Raw genomic sequence first — 17,942 nt, forward strand, 5'->3', positions numbered from 1 at the left:
GCAACCGGCCGTTGGGGCGTCGCCAAGCGGTAAGGCAGCGGCTTTTGATGCCGCCATGCGCAGGTTCGAATCCTGCCGCCCCAGCCAGCCGGTGCTTAAGCTGCTATTTTCCTGCCTCGATACAAGCCGCCGATCGGCGCGGCCCACGGCTTGCCGTGATCGTATAAGCCAACATTCGGTCGAATGATTGGCGGAGACCGGCTTTCGGCGGGTCTCCGCCCTAGTCCGGTCAGCGCGCCGCGATGACGATGATTTCGACCTTATAGTCGGGCGTCGCCAGCTTCGCTTCGCCGGTCGCGCGGGCCGGCGCGTCCTTTCCGTCGACCCATTTGTCCCAGACGGCGTTCATTTCCGCGAAGTCGGCCATGTCCGCGAGCCAGATCGTGGCCGACAGGATCTTTGCCTTGTCCGAGCCGGTTTCGGCGAGCAGCGCTTCGATCTGGCCGAGAATCGCCTGCGTCTGGTTCGTGACGCTTTCGCCCGGGGCACCGACCTGCCCTGCGAGATAGACGGTATCGCCGTGGACGACCGCCTGGCTCATGCGCGCGCCGGCCTGGATGCGGGTGATAGTCATGTTTTTTCCTTTCGTCTGGGTGGAGTGGGTGGAATCAACGGGCGCCATAGCGCGCGATCGACAGATCCGCAGCCTCGATATCGGTCGGGCGCTCGCTGACCAGGTCGGCGATCAACCGGCCCGATCCGCACGCCATCGTCCAGCCGAGCGTTCCGTGCCCCGTATTGAGGAAGAGGTTGTCGTAAGGCGTCGCGCCGATGACGGGCGTGCCGTCGGGGGTCATGGGGCGCAAGCCCGACCAGTAGCTGGCGGCTTCGACATCGCCGGCGCCGGGGAACAGGTCGGTGAGCGAATGGACGAGCGTGGCGCGGCGGCGTTCGGGCAGCGCGTTGTTGTAGCCCGAAATTTCCGCCATCCCCCCGACGCGGATACGGTCGCCGAGCCGTGTGATCGCGATCTTGTAGCTTTCGTCCATCAACGTCGATTCGGGCGCGCGCGCCGGATCGACGATCGGGACGGTGATCGAATAACCCTTCACCGGATAGACGGGCAGGCGAAGGCCCAGCGGTCGCAGCATCGCCGCCGAATGGCTGCCGAGCGCGAGGACATAGCGGTCGGCGGTGATCCGGCCGCGATCGGTTTCGACCCCGGCGACACGGCCGCCCTCGATGACCAGCGACCGGATCGCTTCTCCATATCGGAACCGGGCGCCGCGTTCGGCGGCCATGGCGGCGAGCGCGCCGGTGAATTTGAAGCAATCGCCGGTCTCGTCGCCGGGCAGGCGGAGGCCGCCGACGATCTTTTCGCGCGCCGCGGCGAGTCCGGGTTCGACCGCGATGCAACCTTCGCGGTCGAGTATTTCGAACGGAACGCCGCCGGCGCGAAGCACGGCAATATCCTTGGCGATGCCGTCGAGCTGCTTTTGCGTCCGGAACAACTGCAGCGTTCCCTGCATCCGTTCGTCATAGGCGATGCCGGTGTCGGCGCGCAGCGCAATGAGCCGGTCGCGGCTATATTCGGCAAGCCGCACCATCCGCGCCTTGTTGACCGCGTAGCGGGCGCTCGTGCAGTTGCGCAGCATCGCGAACAGCCAGCCGAGCATCTCGCGATCGACCGCGGGCTGGAGGATCAGCGGCGCATGGCGCATCATCAGCCAGCGGATCGCCTTTTGCGGGATGCCGGGCGCCGCCCATGGCGAGGCATAGCCCGGGGAGATTTCGCCGGCGTTGGCAAAGCTCGTCTCGAGCGCCGGGCCGGGTTGCCGGTCGATCACGACCACCTCATGTCCGGCCTCGGCCAGATACCAAGCCGACGCGACGCCGATGACGCCGCCGCCAAGGACCGCAACCTTCATGCCGCATCCTCCCGCTGCCGGGCGGTGGCCGGCGCATAGGTCCGATCATATCGCGCGCCGAGGCTGGTCAGCATCTCGTAGGATATGGTGTCCGCATCGGCTGCGAGCCGGTCGAGCGATTGATGCGGGCCGATCAACTCGACCCAGTCGCCGGCCCCGATGCGGCCGGAGGGGAGGGCGGTGACGTCGATCGTGATGCTGTCCATCGACACGCGGCCGACGATCGGCAACCGGTCCCCGGCGTGCCATGCCGCACCGCGATTGCCGAGCGAGCGCGGCAATCCGTCGGCATAGCCGACCCCGATCGTGGCGATGCGGCTTTCGCGCTCGCAAACATGGCTATGACCATAGCCGACCGCGCCGCCCGCCGCGATCGTCCGGATCTGGATGACGCGCGCCTCCAGCCCGACCACCGGCTGCATCGGGTTGGGGTCACCCCGGTTCGGGGCGCCGCCGTAAAGCGCGATCCCCGCCCGCACGATATCGGCGTGAAAATCGGCGGGGAGGAAGGCGCCGCCCGAATTGGCGAGGGCGTGGGGGACGCCCGGAAACAGCGCGGCCGCGGCTTTGAAGCAGGCAAGCTGCGCGGCGTTGGCCGGGTGTTCGGGCGTGTCCGCGCAGGCGAGATGGCTCATGATCATGACGGGATCGACCGCCGACCGGAATGGCGCGTCGCCGGCGAGTGCCGCGAGCTCGGTTGCCGCCATTCCCAGCCGTCCCATGCCGCTGTCGACCTGGAGCGCGGCGGGCAGCCGTTCGCCGGAATGCCGCGCGGCCTCCGCCCATCGATAGGCCTGCTCGGGTGAATTGATGACGGGGGTGATCGCCGCTCCGGCGCACAGGGCCTCCGCGCCGGGGGGAAGGCCGTTGAGCACGACCAGCCGGCACGCGGCCGGCAAGATGGGGCGTAGCGCGAGTGCTTCGCCCAGATGGGCGACGAAGAACAGCTGGCACCCCGCTTCGCACAGCGTCCGCGCCACCTCGGCCGCGCCGAGACCATAAGCGTCGGCCTTGACGACGGCGCCGACCGCGGCGGGCGCGACGCGCCCGGCGATCAGCCGATAATTCGCGGCGATTGCCGCCAGGTCGATGCGTAGCCGCCCGCCGCTTATGCCCGCGATACCCATATCCTCATATCCCCGCTGGTGCCTCCAGTCGGTATCGCTTCTAGGCAAACATCATTCGAATGTTCGTGCAAACTGTTGTTCAAATCGGCAAATATCGGTGATAGATGCAATAATCGACGACACAAACAGAATGATATTGCGTCATGGACTCGATCGACAGGAATATCGTGAGGTTGCTGCGCCTCAATGCCCGCATGCCGAACAGCCAGTTGGCGGCGGAGGTCGGCTTGTCGCCTTCGGCCTGCCTGCGGCGCGTCGGCAATCTTGAGGCGCGCGGGGTGATCCGCGGCTACACCGCCATCGTCGCCGCGCCCGAGGAAGGGGGCGTCATCGCGATCGTGCGCATCAGCCTCGAACGGCAGACCGAGGCCTATCTCAACCGGTTCGAGGAGGCGGTGCGCCAATATCCCGAGATCGAGGAATGTTTCCTGATGACCGGCGATGCCGACTATCTGCTCCGTGCTTCAGCGGCCAGCGCCGCCGCTTATGAAGCGATCCACAAGAACATCCTCTCGCGCCTGCCGGGTGTCGCGCGCATCCATTCCAGCCTCGCGATGCGAAGCGTGCTCAGCCACATTCCGGGACGCGGCAGGCGGGAGGCATAGCCGGCCCGATCCTGAAACGGGAAAGCGGACGGGCGGCAATCGCCGTTCGCGGCAGCATCGCGTCGATCGTCGTCAGGCGCCGCAGGATTCGCGCACGATCAGGTGCGTTGGCAGGTAATCGAGATATTGTTCGGCGTTCGGGTCCATGACCTGAGCAACGAGCCGTCGCCCCGCCTCCAGCGTATCCTGCTGGATCGTCGTCAACGCCGGCGTGCTGAGCCGCGCGAGCAGCATATCGTCATAGCCCGTCACCGACACATCCTTCGGCACCGACAGGTTGGCCTTGCGCAGGGCGCGGATCGCGCCGAGCGCAATGAGGTCGCTTGAGGCGACGATGCCGTCGAGCTTGCGCCGGCGCGAGAGGAGCTGGTTCAGCGCCCGCTCGGCCGATTCGAAGCCGAAGTCGACGCGAATGTCGAGCGACGGGTCGGGTTCCAGCCCGTTCGCCTCGAGCGCCTCCAGATAGCCCTGCCGCCGCTGCATCGCCTCGGGGTCGTTCGATCCCACGAAAGCGATCGCCTTTCTGCCGAGGCGCGCGAGGTGCATCGTCGCGCGGCGGCCGCCCATGACATTGTCCGATCCCACCGACGGATATTTCTGTCCCGGCAGATGGGCGCCCCACACGACGAAATTGCTGTTCGTCTCGGCAAGGCGGTTGAAGCCGTCGTGAAGCATCGACTGGCCGAGGAAGATCACGCCGCTCGCGCGGCCGCTGTTCATCACCGTCGTCAGGTCTTCGAAATCGCGCGGCGCGGTGTGGCTGACGGTGAAGTCGCAGTCGCGTGCGCGCGCCGCCTCGCCGATGCTGGCGAGAAGTTCGAGGAAGAAGGGGTGCGACAGCGGCAGCGGGCGGCCCTGCATATGCGGGGTGACGACGACGATCGATCCCTCCGCGCCGATCGGCGCTGCCGGCATATACGAACGAAAGGGATAATTATGCTCGCGCGCGAGCGCCCAGACCTTTTTCTTGGTCGCGAGGCTGATCAGCGGATGGTCGTTGAGCGCGCGCGACACGGTCGAAATCGAGACACCCGCCATCCGCGCCAGGTCTTCCAATCTGATTTTGTTGGTGCTCATAAGGGCCAATCCGTGTTCGACGTCGCGAGAGCGTTAGCACAAGGAGGGGAGGGGTATGCAAGATTTGCATGCCGTAGACGGTCTGGAAGCCAAGGAAAATCCTGTTCGGCAGTCGCGCGCTGTGCCGCCTTTGCAGATATGGAGCATGTGTTTTGCATTATTTGGCATCCAGATCGTCTGGGGGCTGCAGAACGCGAACACGAGCCGCATCTTCCAGGCGCTCGGCGCCGACGTTGCCGAACTGCCCTTGCTGTGGATCGCGGGGCCGATCACCGGGCTGATCGTCCAGCCGATCGTCGGCCATTTGTCGGACCATTCGCGGTCGCGATTCGGGCGGCGGCGCCCCTTCCTGCTCGGCGGGGGACTCATCACGGCGCTCGCCTTGCTCGTCATGCCCAATGCGCCGACCCTGTGGGCCGCGATCGGCGCCTTGTGGCTGCTGACGGCCTCGATCAACATCGCGATGGATCCGTCGCGGGCGCTGGTCGCCGACAATCTTCCCGAAGCGCAGCGTGCACGCGGCTATGCGATCCAGGTCTTCTTCATCGGCACCGGGGCGGTCTTTGCCTCGTCGCTTCCGTGGATATTGGTCAATTGGTTCGGCGTATCGGGAAGCGCGGCGGCGGGCGGCCTGCCGACCGCCGTGCGCTATGCTTTCTACATCGGCAGCGCCTGCCTGTCGGTTTCGGTCTTGTGGACGGTCGTTTCGACGCGCGAAGTGCCGCGAACCGACCCCGGGCCGCCGGAAACCGGGGAGGCGCGGCCCGTGCGCCGTTTCGGCTGGCCGCTCGCGCTTTCCGGCGCGCTGCTGCTCATGGCGGCGGCGGCGTTCGGGTGGCAATGGGAGATATTCGTCCTCGCCGCCGCCGCGCTGATCGTCGGGCTCGCGCATTTCGCAGCGACGCGGCGGCAGGCGCGGGGCAATGCGCCGCTGGGCTTGCTCCAGATCGTCGAGGATTTCCTGTCGATGCCCGCCGCGCTCAGGCGTCTCGCGATCGTGCAATTCTTTACCTGGTTCGGCCTTTTCGCGATGTGGATCTATGCCGTGCCCGCGGTTGCGCGTCGTCATTTCGGGAGCGGCGATCCCGCGTCGGCCGCCTTCAATGCCGCCGCCGACTGGGTGGGCATATTGTTCGCGGGTTACAACGGCGTCGCGGCGGTTGCGGCGCTGCTCCTCCCTTCGGTCGTCACGCGGATCGGCGAGCGCGCGACCTATGCGCTGTGCCTGCTGGCCGCGACCGCGGGAATGGCGGGGTTCGTCCTGATTGCCGACGCGCAATGGCTCTGGCTATCGTCGCTTGGCATCGGCCTCGGCTGGGCGGCCATCCTGTCGCTTCCCTATGCGATTATCGTCAACGCGGTGCCGCCCGAGAAGGTCGGCGTGTATCTCGGCATCCACAACGTGTTTCTCGTCATACCGCAGCTTGTCGCAGCGGTGTGTCTCGGCCCGCTCGTCGCCGGGGCGTTCGGCGGCGATCCGGCCATGGCACTCGGAATCGCCGCCATCTTTGTGGGAATCGCGGCACTCGCCGCGCTGCTCGTCCCCCGCGACGCCCACCCTTGCTGATGGATTATGCAAATATTTGCATAAAATGACCACGACGCAAACGTATGCAATTTTGCCGGCCCACCCCTTCATCTTTCTGTGAAATTGGCGCTTAAACATTGATAATATTAAGGTATTTGGCGCATTTTTGCCGCGGACAAATGCGCTTGCCATTTCTGCAACAATACGCAAAAACATGCAAAAGGATCGCAGGCGCCGCCCTGACGTGTCCGCAATGAAAAGCTCCGGAACAAGGGAGCGCGAATGGGAAGGGGAGGATGATGAGGCTCAACGGTTTCGCGAAGGATTGTGGTCGCCGCCTATTGGGTCGTGCCTCGCTGTCGGTGATGGTGATCGCCGCGGCGCCCGCGTTCGCGCAGGATGCTGCGCCCGAAGGGGGTTCGGGCAACGACGAGATTGTGGTGACCGGCGTGCGCGCGGCACTCGAAGATGCCGCCGGCCGCAAAAGGGACGCGCTGACGGTCGTCGACTCGATCACCGCTACCGACATCGGCGCCTTTCCCGACAAATCGGCCGCCGAGGCGCTGCAGCGCCTTCCGGGCATCACCGTCAACCGCCTGCAATCGGCGGATGACTCGACGCACCCGTCGGGCGAGCCGACCGACGTCCTCATTCGCGGCCTCACCTTTGTGCGGACCGAGATCAACGGCCGCGACAGCTTCTCGGCGGACTCGGCGCGCGGGCTCCAGTTCAACGACATCGCACCCGAACTGCTCGCCGGGATCGATGCTTATAAGAACCAGACGGCGGACATGATCGAAGGCGGGATCGCGGGCACCGTCGACCTTCGCACGCGCGTGCCGTTCGACCAGAGCGGGCTCGTCGTCACGGGCACTTTCCGGATGAATTATGGCGATCGTTCGGGTCGCTGGACGCCCGAATTCTCGGGCCTGATCAGCAACACCTGGGATACCGCCATCGGTCGCTTCGGCATTCTCGCGAGCTATGCGCAAAGCCATGTCGTCACGCGGACCGAGAGCGTGATCATGGACAAGATCGACACCTATTGCTCGGCGGGTTTCGGCACCACGGGGCCGGACAATGTCGTTCGGGCCACCCCCGGTGCCGATGGCAGCCTGGGTTGTACCGCCAATCCGTTCGGGGGAACGGGCTGGGCCTATGCGCCCGACGGCATCCGTTATTCGCAGGTCGATTATGACCGCAAGCGGCGCGGCATCGCCGGCGCCCTGCAATATGAAAACAACTCGGGCAGCCTGCGCGCGACGCTGCAATATATCGACTCGCACTATACCAACGCCTGGCTCGAACGCGCCAGCCACGCGATCCTTGACGGCAATTATTTCGGCACCCGCGCCTACAATCCGCGTACCGGATCGGTGCTCGTCGGAAGCAGCGGCCTGACCTTCGGTCCCGACGGCATGTTGACCGGGGGAATTCTGACGCAGCCGCACGGCAGCTTCAGCGGAACGACCGAGAGCCTGCAGGCGGCGATCAACGCGGGCTCGGCAGTGCCGGGCCAGCCGTTCGTCAACTATTGCGGTCCGGGCCCCGGCGGAAACTGCACGACGCAGCGCGACGGGCTCTATTTCCAGAACGAAGCGCGCAATTTCGACCATCGCGAAGGCACACGCGATTTTTCGGCCAACATCAGCTGGGATGCCAGCGACCGGCTGCATTTCGACCTGGACGCGCAATATATCGACGCGTCGACGTATAATAACGACATCCTCGTCGCGGCGGGGTCGATGGCCAATTACGACTATAGCGTGAATGGCGACGGCACCCCGCACATCACCCTGCTGCCGGGCTCGAACGTCAATTATGCGGCGGGCGGCCTGGCCAATGCGCACAATTATTGGATCCCGTTCATCCAGGGGCATGTCGAGGACAATGATGCCAACGAACTCGCGCTGCGCGGCGACGTGGAATATGATTTCCCCGAGAGCAACTGGCTCGACTCGCTGAAAGTCGGCGTGCGTTACGCCGATCGCGAGCAGACGGTGCGCTATTCGACGTTCAACTGGACGCCGATCGCCGCCAACTGGAATTGCAACGGGCCGGGCTTCAATGCCGACAATACGACGGGCGGCGCGTATCCGACGAACAGCGGGAACTGCGGCGGGAATGCCGGTCATGCGCCCTTCAAGGGCTATGGCGCGGGTATCTGGGAATCGCAGAGCCTCGGCGACTTCTATAATGGCAGCGCCTATGCCAACGGGCCGCTCGTCTTCCTCAACCGCGACACGCTTCGCGATTTCCCGCGGCTGATCCAGTCGCTGGGCGGCGCGAACACCGCATCGCCGCTCGGCACGGGCTATACTGCGATTTGCGACCGTCCCGAAGCGACCGTCGACGAATGCTTCACGGCCGGCGAAAAGCTCAAGGTTCGCGAACAGACCGAAGCGGCCTATGCGATGGTCAAATTCGGCGGCGGCGACAAGCTGATGCTCGGCAGCGTGGCGCTGCAGGGCAATGTCGGCCTGCGCGTGGTGCGCACGAAGATCGAGAGTACGGGCAGCGTCGCCTTTCCCGCCACGAATATCTTCGACAATCTGGTGCCCTGCAACACGCCTTTGACCGGCAACAATGTCGTCAATCCGCGCTGCTATCTGACGCCGGAGATCCTCGCCTTCGCCAACGGCGCCGCATCCGAAGACAAGTATAAGACGTCGCGCACCGACTGGCTTCCGAGCCTCAACCTGCGCTTCGGATTCGACGACAAGACCTTCGTCCGCTTCGCCTATTCGCGGGCGATATCGCGGCCGCAGTTCGGCTATCTGCGCAATACGCTCGCAATCAATGCGCCGGTGATCAACACCACCGCGGATTCGCCCTATGTCGTCTATAGTTCGCCGACTGCGGCGCACACGCCGGAGAATGTCAGGGGCTATAATTTCGTGTTCCTGGCCAATTCGGGCAATGCGGCGCTGAAACCGCTGAGGGCCGACCAGTTCGACCTGACGTTCGAGCGCTATATGGGATCGAACAGCTCGCTGACCGTAGGCTTGTTCTACAAGAAGCTGACCAACGCGATCTCTTTCGGGCAGTTCAGCCGCGACGTCGCCAACGGGTCGTCGACGCAGACGGTGCAGATCAGCGGGCCGAGCAATGTCCGCAAGGGCGGCGAAATCTGGGGAACCGAGTTCGCCTACCAGACCTTCTTCGACTTCCTGCCCGGGTTCCTCAGCGGCCTCGGTATGCAGGCGAACTACACCTATGTGCACCAATCGGATATCAACAATTCGAACCTGTTCACCGCGTCGTCGAGCGGCGATGTCGGTGCGTTCGGTGCCGGCCAGCAATCGCTCGGCGGATCGGGCTTCGTCATCGACTCGCACCGGCTCGCGGGCATCTCGAAGCACACCTTCAATCTCGTCGGACTATACGAGAAGGGACCGATCGGGCTGCGCGTCGCCTATAACTGGCGGTCGCGATACCTGACGCAGAACCTCGACTGCTGCATCGGTTTGCCGGTGTTCCAGAAGGGGGCGGGTTTCCTCGACGCTTCGCTGCGCTATTCGCCGACGAAATGGCTCGAACTTTCGGTCGACGGGACGAACCTGCTGAATACCACCACGGTGTATCAGCAGCAGATATTCGGCGATTCCCCGCAGACGCCGGGGGCCACGGCGAAATATTTCGACTCCGCCTGGAGCCGGGTCGACCGTCGCTTCCAGTTCGGCGCGCGCGTCAAATTCTGATCCCCGGGATGGCGCGGCCGCCACGTCCACACGCGGCCGCGCCATCCCGACCAACAGGGAATGAAGGATCGGCATGACCGGGGCGGAACCTTATCGGATCGTCATTCTCGGCGGCGGGACCGCCGGCTGGATGAGCGCCGCGGCGCTGGCCGGCCTGCTTCCCGCCGCCGACTATGACATCACGCTGATCGAGAGCGACGAGATCGGCACCGTCGGCGTCGGCGAAGCGACGCTGCCGCATATCAAGACCTTCAACGACATGCTCGGCATCGACGAGGCCGAGTTCATGCGCGAAACCGCGGGCACGATCAAATTGGGGATCGAGTTCGTCGACTGGCTGCGCGAGGGCGCGCGATATATCCATCCCTTCGGCACCTTCGGCGACCGCTGGGGCGGCGTCGATTTCCAGCATCACTGGGCGCAGGCGCGGCTCGACGCGAGCGACGACCGGTCGCTGCAGGCGTACAGCTTCGCGGTCGCCGCCTGCCATGCCAATGGGTTCGAGCATCCGAACACCGATCCCGGGTCGATCCGATCGACATACAGCTATGCCTATCATTTCGACGCCGGACTCTATGCCCGCTATCTGCGCGGCTGGGCGACCGCCCGCGGCGTGCGGCGGTTGGAGGGCAAGGTCACGAGCGTCGTGCGCGACGGCGAAAGCGGCGCCGTCTCCGCGCTGACGCTCGAAGCGGGCGCGCAGGTGGCGGGTGACCTGTTCGTCGATTGCTCGGGCTTTCGTTCGCTGCTTGTCGGGCAGACGATGCAGGTGCCGTGGATCGACTGGAGCGAGTGGTTGCCGTGCGACCGGGCGCTTGCCGTGCCGTGCCTCGGCGTCGAACCGATCACCCCCTATACGCGTTCGACCGCGCGGCGCGGCGGCTGGCAGTGGCGCATCCCGCTCCAGCACCGCATCGGCAACGGCTATGTGTTTTCGAGCCGCTTCTGCGGCGAAGAGGAGGCACGCCGTACGCTGCTCGCCAATCTCGATGGCGAAGCGCTCGACGAGCCGCGCCTGCTGCGCTTTGCGGCGGGGCGGCGCGCGCAGGGCTGGGCGGGCAATTGCGTCGCGATCGGGCTCGCCAGCGGCTTCCTCGAACCGCTCGAATCGACGAGCATCTTCCTAATCCAGGCGGCGGCGATCGATCTGGTGGCGCTGATGCCGCGCCGCGGCGAGGGCATTGATGCACGCGCGGTGCGCGAGTTCAACCGGCTGTTCGGAATCCATTACGACCGGACCCGCGACTTCCTGGTGCTTCACTACACCGCGAACGAACGCGTGAGCGAACCCTTGTGGGACCATGTGCGTACGATGGTGCTGCCCGAGAGCCTGGCGCACCGGCTGGCCTTGTTCCGCGAGAGCGCGGCGGCGCCCGAATATAGTCTTGGCCTCTTTTCCCGCGATAGCTGGCTCTCGGTTCTCGAGGGGCAGGGCGTTCTGCCGTCGGCTGCGAATCCGCTAACCCATCGCATGCCGGCGACAGAGCGCCAGGCGCGTCTCGACGATCTGGCCGCGCGAATCGCGCTCAACGCGGCGGAGATGACGCCGCATGGCGAATTCCTCACCGGCTATTGCGCGTCGAAAGCGACCGCGCGGCCGGGCGCGGCGAGCGCGGCGTGAGCGTGCGTCGCCTCGTTGTCGTCGGCAGCGACGCGCCGCTGTGGCTTGCCGCCGCGGCGCTGCGCCGCGCACTGGCGCCCGCGGGGATCGCGGTCGCCGCGGTCGCGCTGCCGTCCGAAGCCGGCGCGGCGGATATCCATGCGACGCTTCCGGCGATCGAGGCATTGCATAACCAGATCGGCATCGACGAGGCGGCGCTGCTGCGCGGGGTGCGCGGCGCCTTCACGCTCGGACAGAATTTCGTCGACGCGACCGGTGCGGGGCAGGTACCCTTCCTGCACAGCTATGGCGCGCATGGCACCGGCATCGGCGGCAGCGATTTCTTTCCGCACTGGGTCAAGGCGCGGCACCACGGGCTGGGTGTCGGGATCGACGATTTCTCGCTGACGGCGACCGCCGCGCACAACGGCCGGCTGTTCCTGCCCGATGCCGACAGCGAGAAATATGCCCGCGCCGATTATGGCTATCACTTGCCCGCCGCCGCCTATGCGAAAAGCCTGATGGCGATCGCGCGGCACCTGGGGGTCGAGGTCACCGAAGCAGCAAGCGTCGGGGCCGAACGCGACGGCAGGGATGTCCGGGCGCTGTTGCTCGATGGCGGGCGCCGCGTCGAAGGCGACCTTTTCGTCGATGCGACGGCCGGCGGGCTGTTGTTGCGCAGCACGCCCGGCATGTCGTTCGAAGCATGGCAGACACCGGGCGACCGGATGCTGTCGGCGCTGGCGCCGCGCTTTGCGGCCTTGCCCGTCTATGCCGAGATGCGCGCCGGAACGGCCGGGTGGACCGGGCTGATCCCCGCCATGGCGCACACGCATGTCGTTCACATCTGGTCGAGCATGGCGATGTCGGACGATGAGGCGGTCGATGCCGCCGCCGCCGCCAGCGGGCTGCCGCTCGAGGCTGTAACCATTCGCCCCGTCCAGCCCGGCATCGCCGCCGAACTCTGGGCAGGCAATGTCGTCGGGATCGGCGAGGCGGGCGTCGTTCTCGACCCCGTGCACGGTGTCGCGCTCCACGCCTTGCAGCTCGGCATTGTCCATCTTCTCGCCAATTTCCCGGCCGACGGCGACAGCCACGCCGCGCGCCGCGCCGAATATGACCGCACGATGCGTTCGCATCTGGCCCGCGTCGCCGATTTTCAGGCCGCCCATTATGCGCTGCAACATTATGCCGGGTCTTTCTGGGACGCCGCGCGCGCGGTCCCGATGTCGGACGAGCTGGCGCACCGGATCGACTTCTTCGGCGCACGCGGCGAACTCGCGCCGTTCGAGGACGAAAGCCTGCCGCCCGACAGCTGGCGCGCGCTGTTCCTCGGTCATGGCTTGATGCCCGAGGGCTGGCGCCCCGAAATCGACCGGCTGCCACCCGAAGAGGTCAAGGCGCATTTCCGCAAGATGCTCGGCTTCGTGCGCGAGGCGGTGCTGCGGCAGCCGACCCATGACGCCTTGCTCGCGCGGATCGTACAGCGGCCCGCGCATGGCTGAGCCCGCACGCCTCGGCAGCGGCGCGGCGGGGGCGTCGCCGCTCGACGCACTGCCGCGCATCGCTGCCCGCGGTGCGCCCGCGCCGGCCGATTTCGCCGCGATCGTCGCGGCCGGAATGCCTGTCGTCATCAAGGGGTTGATCGGCGACTGGGTCGCGCTGGCGGCCGGGCGTCATTCGCCCGGCCGCCTCAACGCTTATCTTGCGGGCATGGATCGCGGCATGCCTGTTCCGCTGATGGAGGCGCCGGCGCGGGCCGAGGCGCGCTTCGCCTATCGTGCCGATATGCGCGAATTCACCTTCACCAAACGCAATGTGCCGCTGCGCGAGGCGCTTGCCCGGATCGAGGCATTGACCGGGCAGGATGGCGCGCCGACCGCGGCGATCCAGATGCTTCCGCTCGCCGACGCGATGCCCGGCTTCGTGCGCCAGAATCCGATGCCGCTGCTTCCCGCCGATGCCGGGCCGAAGCTCTGGCTCGGCGGAGCGGTGAAGACGCAGACGCATAACGACCGCGATCATAATCTCGCGTGCGTTATCGCCGGTCATCGGCGCTTCCTGCTCTTTCCGCCCGATCAGGTCGCGAACCTCTACGTCGGGCCGCTCGACAATCCGCCCCCCTTATCGCTCGTCGATCCCGAAACGCCCGACCATGATCGCTTCCCGCGGTTCGGCGAGGCGATGGCGGCGGCGCGGATCGCGTTCCTCGAACCCGGCGATGCCCTCTTCATCCCCCGTTACTGGTGGCACCATGTGACGTCGCTCGATCCGTATAATGCGATGGTCAATTACTGGTGGGGGCCGCCGGCGGGGGAGGGTGAGGAACCCAATAATGCCTTCCTCGCCGCCTTGCTCGCGCTGAAACATCTGCCGCCCGGCGAACGCGCTTATTGGCAGGCGATGTTCGCTGCGCATGTTTTCGGCGAACCCGAGATTTCGGCTGGCCACATCCCCGAGGCGCTGCGCGGCGCGCTCGGCACGATGCGGCCCGCCGACCGCGCGGCATTGCGCCAGAAGATCGCCGCGGCATTCCGCAAATGACTCCTCCCCCCGAAAGAGATTGTCCATGAAATCGAAGACGTTCCTGTTGTTTGGCCTTTCGATGTCGGCGATCGCCTCGCCCGCGGCGGCGCGCGAGTGTACGCAGTCGCCAGGCAAGCTGCTCGAGCTTTGCGTGTCGGTCGAGGATGGCGAGGCGCGCTACGAGGTCAAGCGCGGCGGCACGGTCGTAATTGCGCCGTCGCGCCTCGGACTCGCGTTCGCCGGCGAAGCCGACCCGCGCTACTCGACGCTTGGCGACGTGAGGCGCTCGGCGTCGGATACGAGCTGGGAACAGCCATGGGGCGAACAGCGCCTGATCCGCGATAACCACAGTGAGCTGAAGGTGACCCTCGCGGGCGATACCCCGCTGAGCAAGGCGGTCGGCGTCACTTTCCGCCTCTTCGACGACGGCTTCGGCTTTCGTTATGACTATGGCGCGATCGCGGCGGGGCAGGCGGTCGCCGTCACCGCCGACCACAGCCAGTTCCGAACCGTCGGCGACTGGCAGGCCTGGTGGTACGAGGGGCTGGGACAGGAACGCGACGAATATCTTTACAAGCAGACCGATGCGCGGCGCGTCACGCTCGCCGAAACCCCGCTGACGCTGAAAGGCGATAACGGCCTCTATCTGAGCTTCCACGAGGCCGCGCTCGTCGACTTTCCGTCGATGCTGCTCCAGGGCAATGGCGCGGGCAGCTTCAGCGCCTGGCTGATGCCCTGGCCCGACGGAACGCTTGCGAAGAAGACCGGGTCGTTCACGACGCCGTGGCGTACCGTGCTGGTCGGCGACAGCCCCGCGGCGCTCGCCGACAGCCGCATCACGCTCAACCTCAACGAGCCGAATAGGCTTCCCGATGTCGGCAAATGGTTCAAGCCGGGCAAATATGTCGGCGTCTGGTGGGAAATGCACCTTGAGAAATCGACCTGGGGCAGCGGGCCGAAACATGGCGCGACCACCGCGAATGTGAAACGCTATATCGATTTCGCGGCCAAATATGGCTTCAATGGCGTCCTCGTCGAAGGCTGGAACAAGGGCTGGGACGGCGACTGGATCGCCAATGGCGACAAGTTCAGCTTCACCACCGCCTATCCCGATTTCGATCTCGCCGCGATCACCCGATACGGCAAGGCCAAGGGGGTCGGGCTGATCGGTCACCACGAAACCGGCGGGGCGATCGAAAATTATGCCCGCCAGCTCGACGACGCGCTGAAACTCTATGCGGATCATGGCGTTGCGGCGATCAAGACCGGCTATGTCCGGCACAGCGGCACGATCGTGGACGGCGAGGGCGGGCTGCAATGGTTTGCCGGCCAATATGCGGTGCGCCACCATCTCGATGTCGTGAAGCGCGCCGCAAAGCACCATATCGTCATCGATACGCATGAACCGGTGAAGGATACCGGCCTTCGCCGGACCTGGCCGAACTGGGTGAGCCGCGAGGGCGCGCGCGGGCAGGAATTCAATGCCTGGGGCAACCCGACCAACCCGCCCGAACATATGACGATCCTGCCCTTCACGCGCCTGCTCGCGGGCCCGATGGATTTTACGCCCGGCATCTTTGACATCGCGCGCGGCGGCATGGAGCTGACACGGCGGGTGCAATCGACGCTCGCGACGCAATTGGCGGAATATGTCGTGGTCTATTCGCCGATCCAGATGGCGGCCGACCTGCCCGAAAATTACGAAAAGCGCCTCGACGCCTTCCAGTTCATTCGCGACGTCCCCGCCGATTGGGAGACGTCGAAGACCCTGCAGGGCGCCATCGGCGACTATGTCGTCGTCGCGCGGCAGGAGCGGGGGAAGGGCGACTGGTATCTTGGCGCCATCACCGACGAAGAGGCCCGGACGCTGGAACAGCCGCTCCGCTTCCTCCCATCGGGCAAGCGGTTCGAGGCGCAGATATACGCCGACGGTCCGGGTGCCGATTTTCGGACCAACCCGGACGCGCTGACGATCGAGAAGCGGATCGTGACGCGCTCCGATACGCTCAGGTTCGTGCTGGCGCCGGGCGGCGGAACGGCGATCCGTTTCCGCCTGCTCGATTGATGGGGCGTCTTCTGGGCCTAGTCGCCGCGCTGCAATGTCATCGCCAGTTCCTCGACGTCGAGATCGCGTTCGAGTTCGTGGAGGACCTCGTCCTCGATCAACCCCGCGCGGTGGATGCGGATCAGCTCCGCGCGGCCGGCCGCGATGGCTTGCAGCAGAACGTCGAAATGCGACCGTAACCCGTCCATCGTGGTGCTGGCGTCGGCCTCGTAGCGCTCCATGAAATTCAGCCGCTTGCGATGTTCTTCGAGCATCATCGGATGGATCAACGTCCCGTCCTCGTCATAGGCGAGCCTTTCGATCACCGCGAATCGAGCGCGCGCCATCGCCGCTTCGGCGGCGGGCATCGCCATTTTGGCGGGCGGATCGGTATCGGCCGGCCGAACCGCACGAATGAGCGCGCCGAGGCTCGACCCCTGGACGACGACGGTGACAAAGATGACCGCGAAGGCGCAGATCAGCATCAGGTCGCGGCCGGGCATGTCGACCGGCAGGGTCAGCGGGACCGCGAGCGTCACGACACCGCGCATCCCCGCCCAGCTCAGCACCGTCGCCTGCCGCCAGCCGAGCGGGCGGGCGCGTTCGAGGCCGAGCCTGCGCGCGAGGCCGAGAATCGCCTCCGATCCGAAAATCCAGATGAAGCGCGCGATGGTGACGGTGACGACGACGGCGACGATCACGGTGATCATCGACATCGGGATCGCCCAGATCCCCCCGATCCGTTCGATCGCGCCGCGCAGCGAAAAGCCGATCAGGATGAAGACGAGCGCCTCGAGCACGAACACCATGATCTGCCAGGCCGAATTGGCGCGCAGGCGCACTGCCGCGGGCAGGATCACATGCTGGTACCAGCCCATCGCCAGCCCCGCGGTGACGGTCGCGATGACGCCCGAGACATGCGCGGCCTCGCCGGCCAGATAGGCGGCCCAGCACAGCAAGATGGTGATGAGCATGATCAGCATCGGGTCGCGAAAGCGCTTGGCGAGGAATATCCAGCCCGCCGCGACGGCGGCACCGACGATCACGCCGCCGATCGCGACGACCGCAAAGCTCTGCACCGCTTCGCCCGTATGGAAGACCCCGCTGAGCGTCGCGGCGACCGCGAAGCGGAAGAGGATCAGTCCGGTCGCATCGTTGAGAAGGCTCTCGCCCTCGAGCAGCGCCTCGAGCCGGCGAGGCAGGTGCACGCCCTTCAGCACCGCGCGCGCCGACACCGCATCGGGCGGCGAGACGATCGCGCCGAGCGCGAAGCAGGCGGCCCACGGCAATTCGGGGATGATCGTGTGCACGACCACGCCGACGACGAGGGTGGTGAAGACGACCGCGCCGACCGCGAGCGACAATATCCCCGGCAAGTGGCGCCTGAAGCGCCCGAGTGCGGTGTAATAGGCACCGTCCATCAGCAAGGGCGGCAGGAAGAGGACGAGCGCGAGTTCGGGGTCGAGCGAGATTTGCGGGAGGCCGGGAACGAAGGCCAGCGCGCCGCCGCCGACGAGCAGCGCGGTCGCGGGGGGCCAGTGCAGCTTGAGCGCCAGCCAGTGTAGCCCGATCACGAGAACGAGCAGCCCCAGGACAAGCTCGAACGCTTCGACGGCGTGCATCGCCTAAGAGCGATCCATAGCGATGCCGAACGACGATGACATGATGCGGCCCCTTGTTATTCGTCCAATCCCACGGTGTCTTTTGTGACGCTGTTTGCGGCGGCGATCAATGCCGGAGATTGTGCAAGCTCAAAAGCTTGGCGGCAGCCGGATTTCAGGAGCTGGGTTGGCCGGCGCGCAAAGGGAGGGACCTTTATCCCCCGCCCGCCGCGCTTGGCAGCCGCGACGGGGGATGAGGTTCGTT

12 protein-coding genes and 1 tRNA gene are annotated in these 17,942 nt (G+C 65.9%); 8 read left to right on the top strand and 5 right to left on the bottom strand.

The features are described 5' to 3' along the window. Nucleotides 1-12: 12 nt before the first annotated feature. A tRNA-Gln gene (locus ACIPPQ_RS02765) sits at nucleotides 13-87 on the top strand. A gap of 142 nt (nucleotides 88-229) precedes the next feature. On the opposite strand, the gene ACIPPQ_RS02770 is transcribed toward ACIPPQ_RS02765, so the two are convergent. Genes ACIPPQ_RS02770 through alr form a run of 3 tightly spaced genes read right to left on the bottom strand, consistent with a single transcriptional unit; the run spans nucleotide 230 to nucleotide 2,995 of the window. After that, nucleotides 230-574, bottom strand: a complete 345-nt coding sequence (locus ACIPPQ_RS02770; RefSeq protein WP_327453680.1) for a RidA family protein — start codon at nucleotides 572-574, stop codon at nucleotides 230-232. 34 nt (nucleotides 575-608) lie between these two features. Further along, on the bottom strand, nucleotides 609-1,868 hold the full coding sequence (locus ACIPPQ_RS02775; protein ID WP_446542673.1) for a D-amino acid dehydrogenase: 1,260 nt from the start codon (nucleotides 1,866-1,868) through the stop codon (nucleotides 609-611). Beyond that, a complete protein-coding gene (alr, locus tag ACIPPQ_RS02780) occupies nucleotides 1,865-2,995 on the bottom strand; it encodes an alanine racemase (protein WP_446542674.1) in 1,131 nt (376 codons plus the stop codon). The genes ACIPPQ_RS02775 and alr overlap by 4 nt, the downstream gene beginning before the upstream one ends. A gap of 143 nt (nucleotides 2,996-3,138) precedes the next feature. Between alr and ACIPPQ_RS02785 the strand changes: the two genes are divergently transcribed. Next, a complete protein-coding gene (locus ACIPPQ_RS02785) occupies nucleotides 3,139-3,600 on the top strand; it encodes an Lrp/AsnC family transcriptional regulator (protein WP_446542675.1) in 462 nt (153 codons plus the stop codon). A 72-nt stretch (nucleotides 3,601-3,672) separates the two neighbouring features. Here the strand turns inward: ACIPPQ_RS02785 and ACIPPQ_RS02790 are convergent, their stop codons facing one another. After that, nucleotides 3,673-4,677, bottom strand: coding sequence for a LacI family DNA-binding transcriptional regulator (locus ACIPPQ_RS02790; RefSeq protein WP_446542676.1), 1,005 nt, complete (start codon nucleotides 4,675-4,677; stop codon nucleotides 3,673-3,675). Nucleotides 4,678-4,822: 145 nt separating this feature from the next. Between ACIPPQ_RS02790 and ACIPPQ_RS02795 the strand changes: the two genes are divergently transcribed. The 6 genes from ACIPPQ_RS02795 (at nucleotide 4,823) to ACIPPQ_RS02820 (ending at nucleotide 16,097) form a co-directional block, all read left to right on the top strand. Then, nucleotides 4,823-6,244 (top strand): MFS transporter, encoded by a 1,422-nt coding sequence (locus ACIPPQ_RS02795; protein WP_446542677.1) that lies wholly within the window; start codon nucleotides 4,823-4,825, stop codon nucleotides 6,242-6,244. 257 nt (nucleotides 6,245-6,501) lie between these two features. Then, nucleotides 6,502-9,906 (top strand): TonB-dependent receptor, encoded by a 3,405-nt coding sequence (locus ACIPPQ_RS02800; protein ID WP_446542678.1) that lies wholly within the window; start codon nucleotides 6,502-6,504, stop codon nucleotides 9,904-9,906. 73 nt (nucleotides 9,907-9,979) lie between these two features. Beyond that, nucleotides 9,980-11,527 carry a tryptophan halogenase family protein gene (locus tag ACIPPQ_RS02805; RefSeq protein WP_446542679.1) on the top strand — a complete coding sequence of 516 codons (1,548 nt, stop codon included), beginning with the start codon at nucleotides 9,980-9,982 and terminating at the stop codon, nucleotides 11,525-11,527. Next, nucleotides 11,524-13,011: a tryptophan 7-halogenase gene (locus tag ACIPPQ_RS02810; RefSeq protein WP_446542680.1), complete on the top strand. Its 1,488-nt coding sequence runs from the start codon at nucleotides 11,524-11,526 to the stop codon at nucleotides 13,009-13,011. The genes ACIPPQ_RS02805 and ACIPPQ_RS02810 overlap by 4 nt, the downstream gene beginning before the upstream one ends. After that, complete coding sequence (locus tag ACIPPQ_RS02815) at nucleotides 13,004-14,050, top strand: cupin-like domain-containing protein (RefSeq protein WP_446542681.1); 1,047 nt, start codon at nucleotides 13,004-13,006, stop codon at nucleotides 14,048-14,050. Before ACIPPQ_RS02810 ends, ACIPPQ_RS02815 begins: the two co-directional genes overlap by 8 nt. A 25-nt stretch (nucleotides 14,051-14,075) precedes the next feature. Beyond that, on the top strand, nucleotides 14,076-16,097 hold the full coding sequence (locus ACIPPQ_RS02820) for a glycoside hydrolase family 97 protein (protein ID WP_446542682.1): 2,022 nt from the start codon (nucleotides 14,076-14,078) through the stop codon (nucleotides 16,095-16,097). Nucleotides 16,098-16,114: 17 nt separating this feature from the next. On the opposite strand, the gene ACIPPQ_RS02825 is transcribed toward ACIPPQ_RS02820, so the two are convergent. Further along, on the bottom strand, nucleotides 16,115-17,698 hold the full coding sequence (locus ACIPPQ_RS02825) for a Na+/H+ antiporter (RefSeq protein WP_446542683.1): 1,584 nt from the start codon (nucleotides 17,696-17,698) through the stop codon (nucleotides 16,115-16,117). Between the last annotated feature and the right edge of the window lie 244 nt (nucleotides 17,699-17,942).

The organism is Sphingopyxis sp. LARHCG72, from assembly GCF_052871675.1.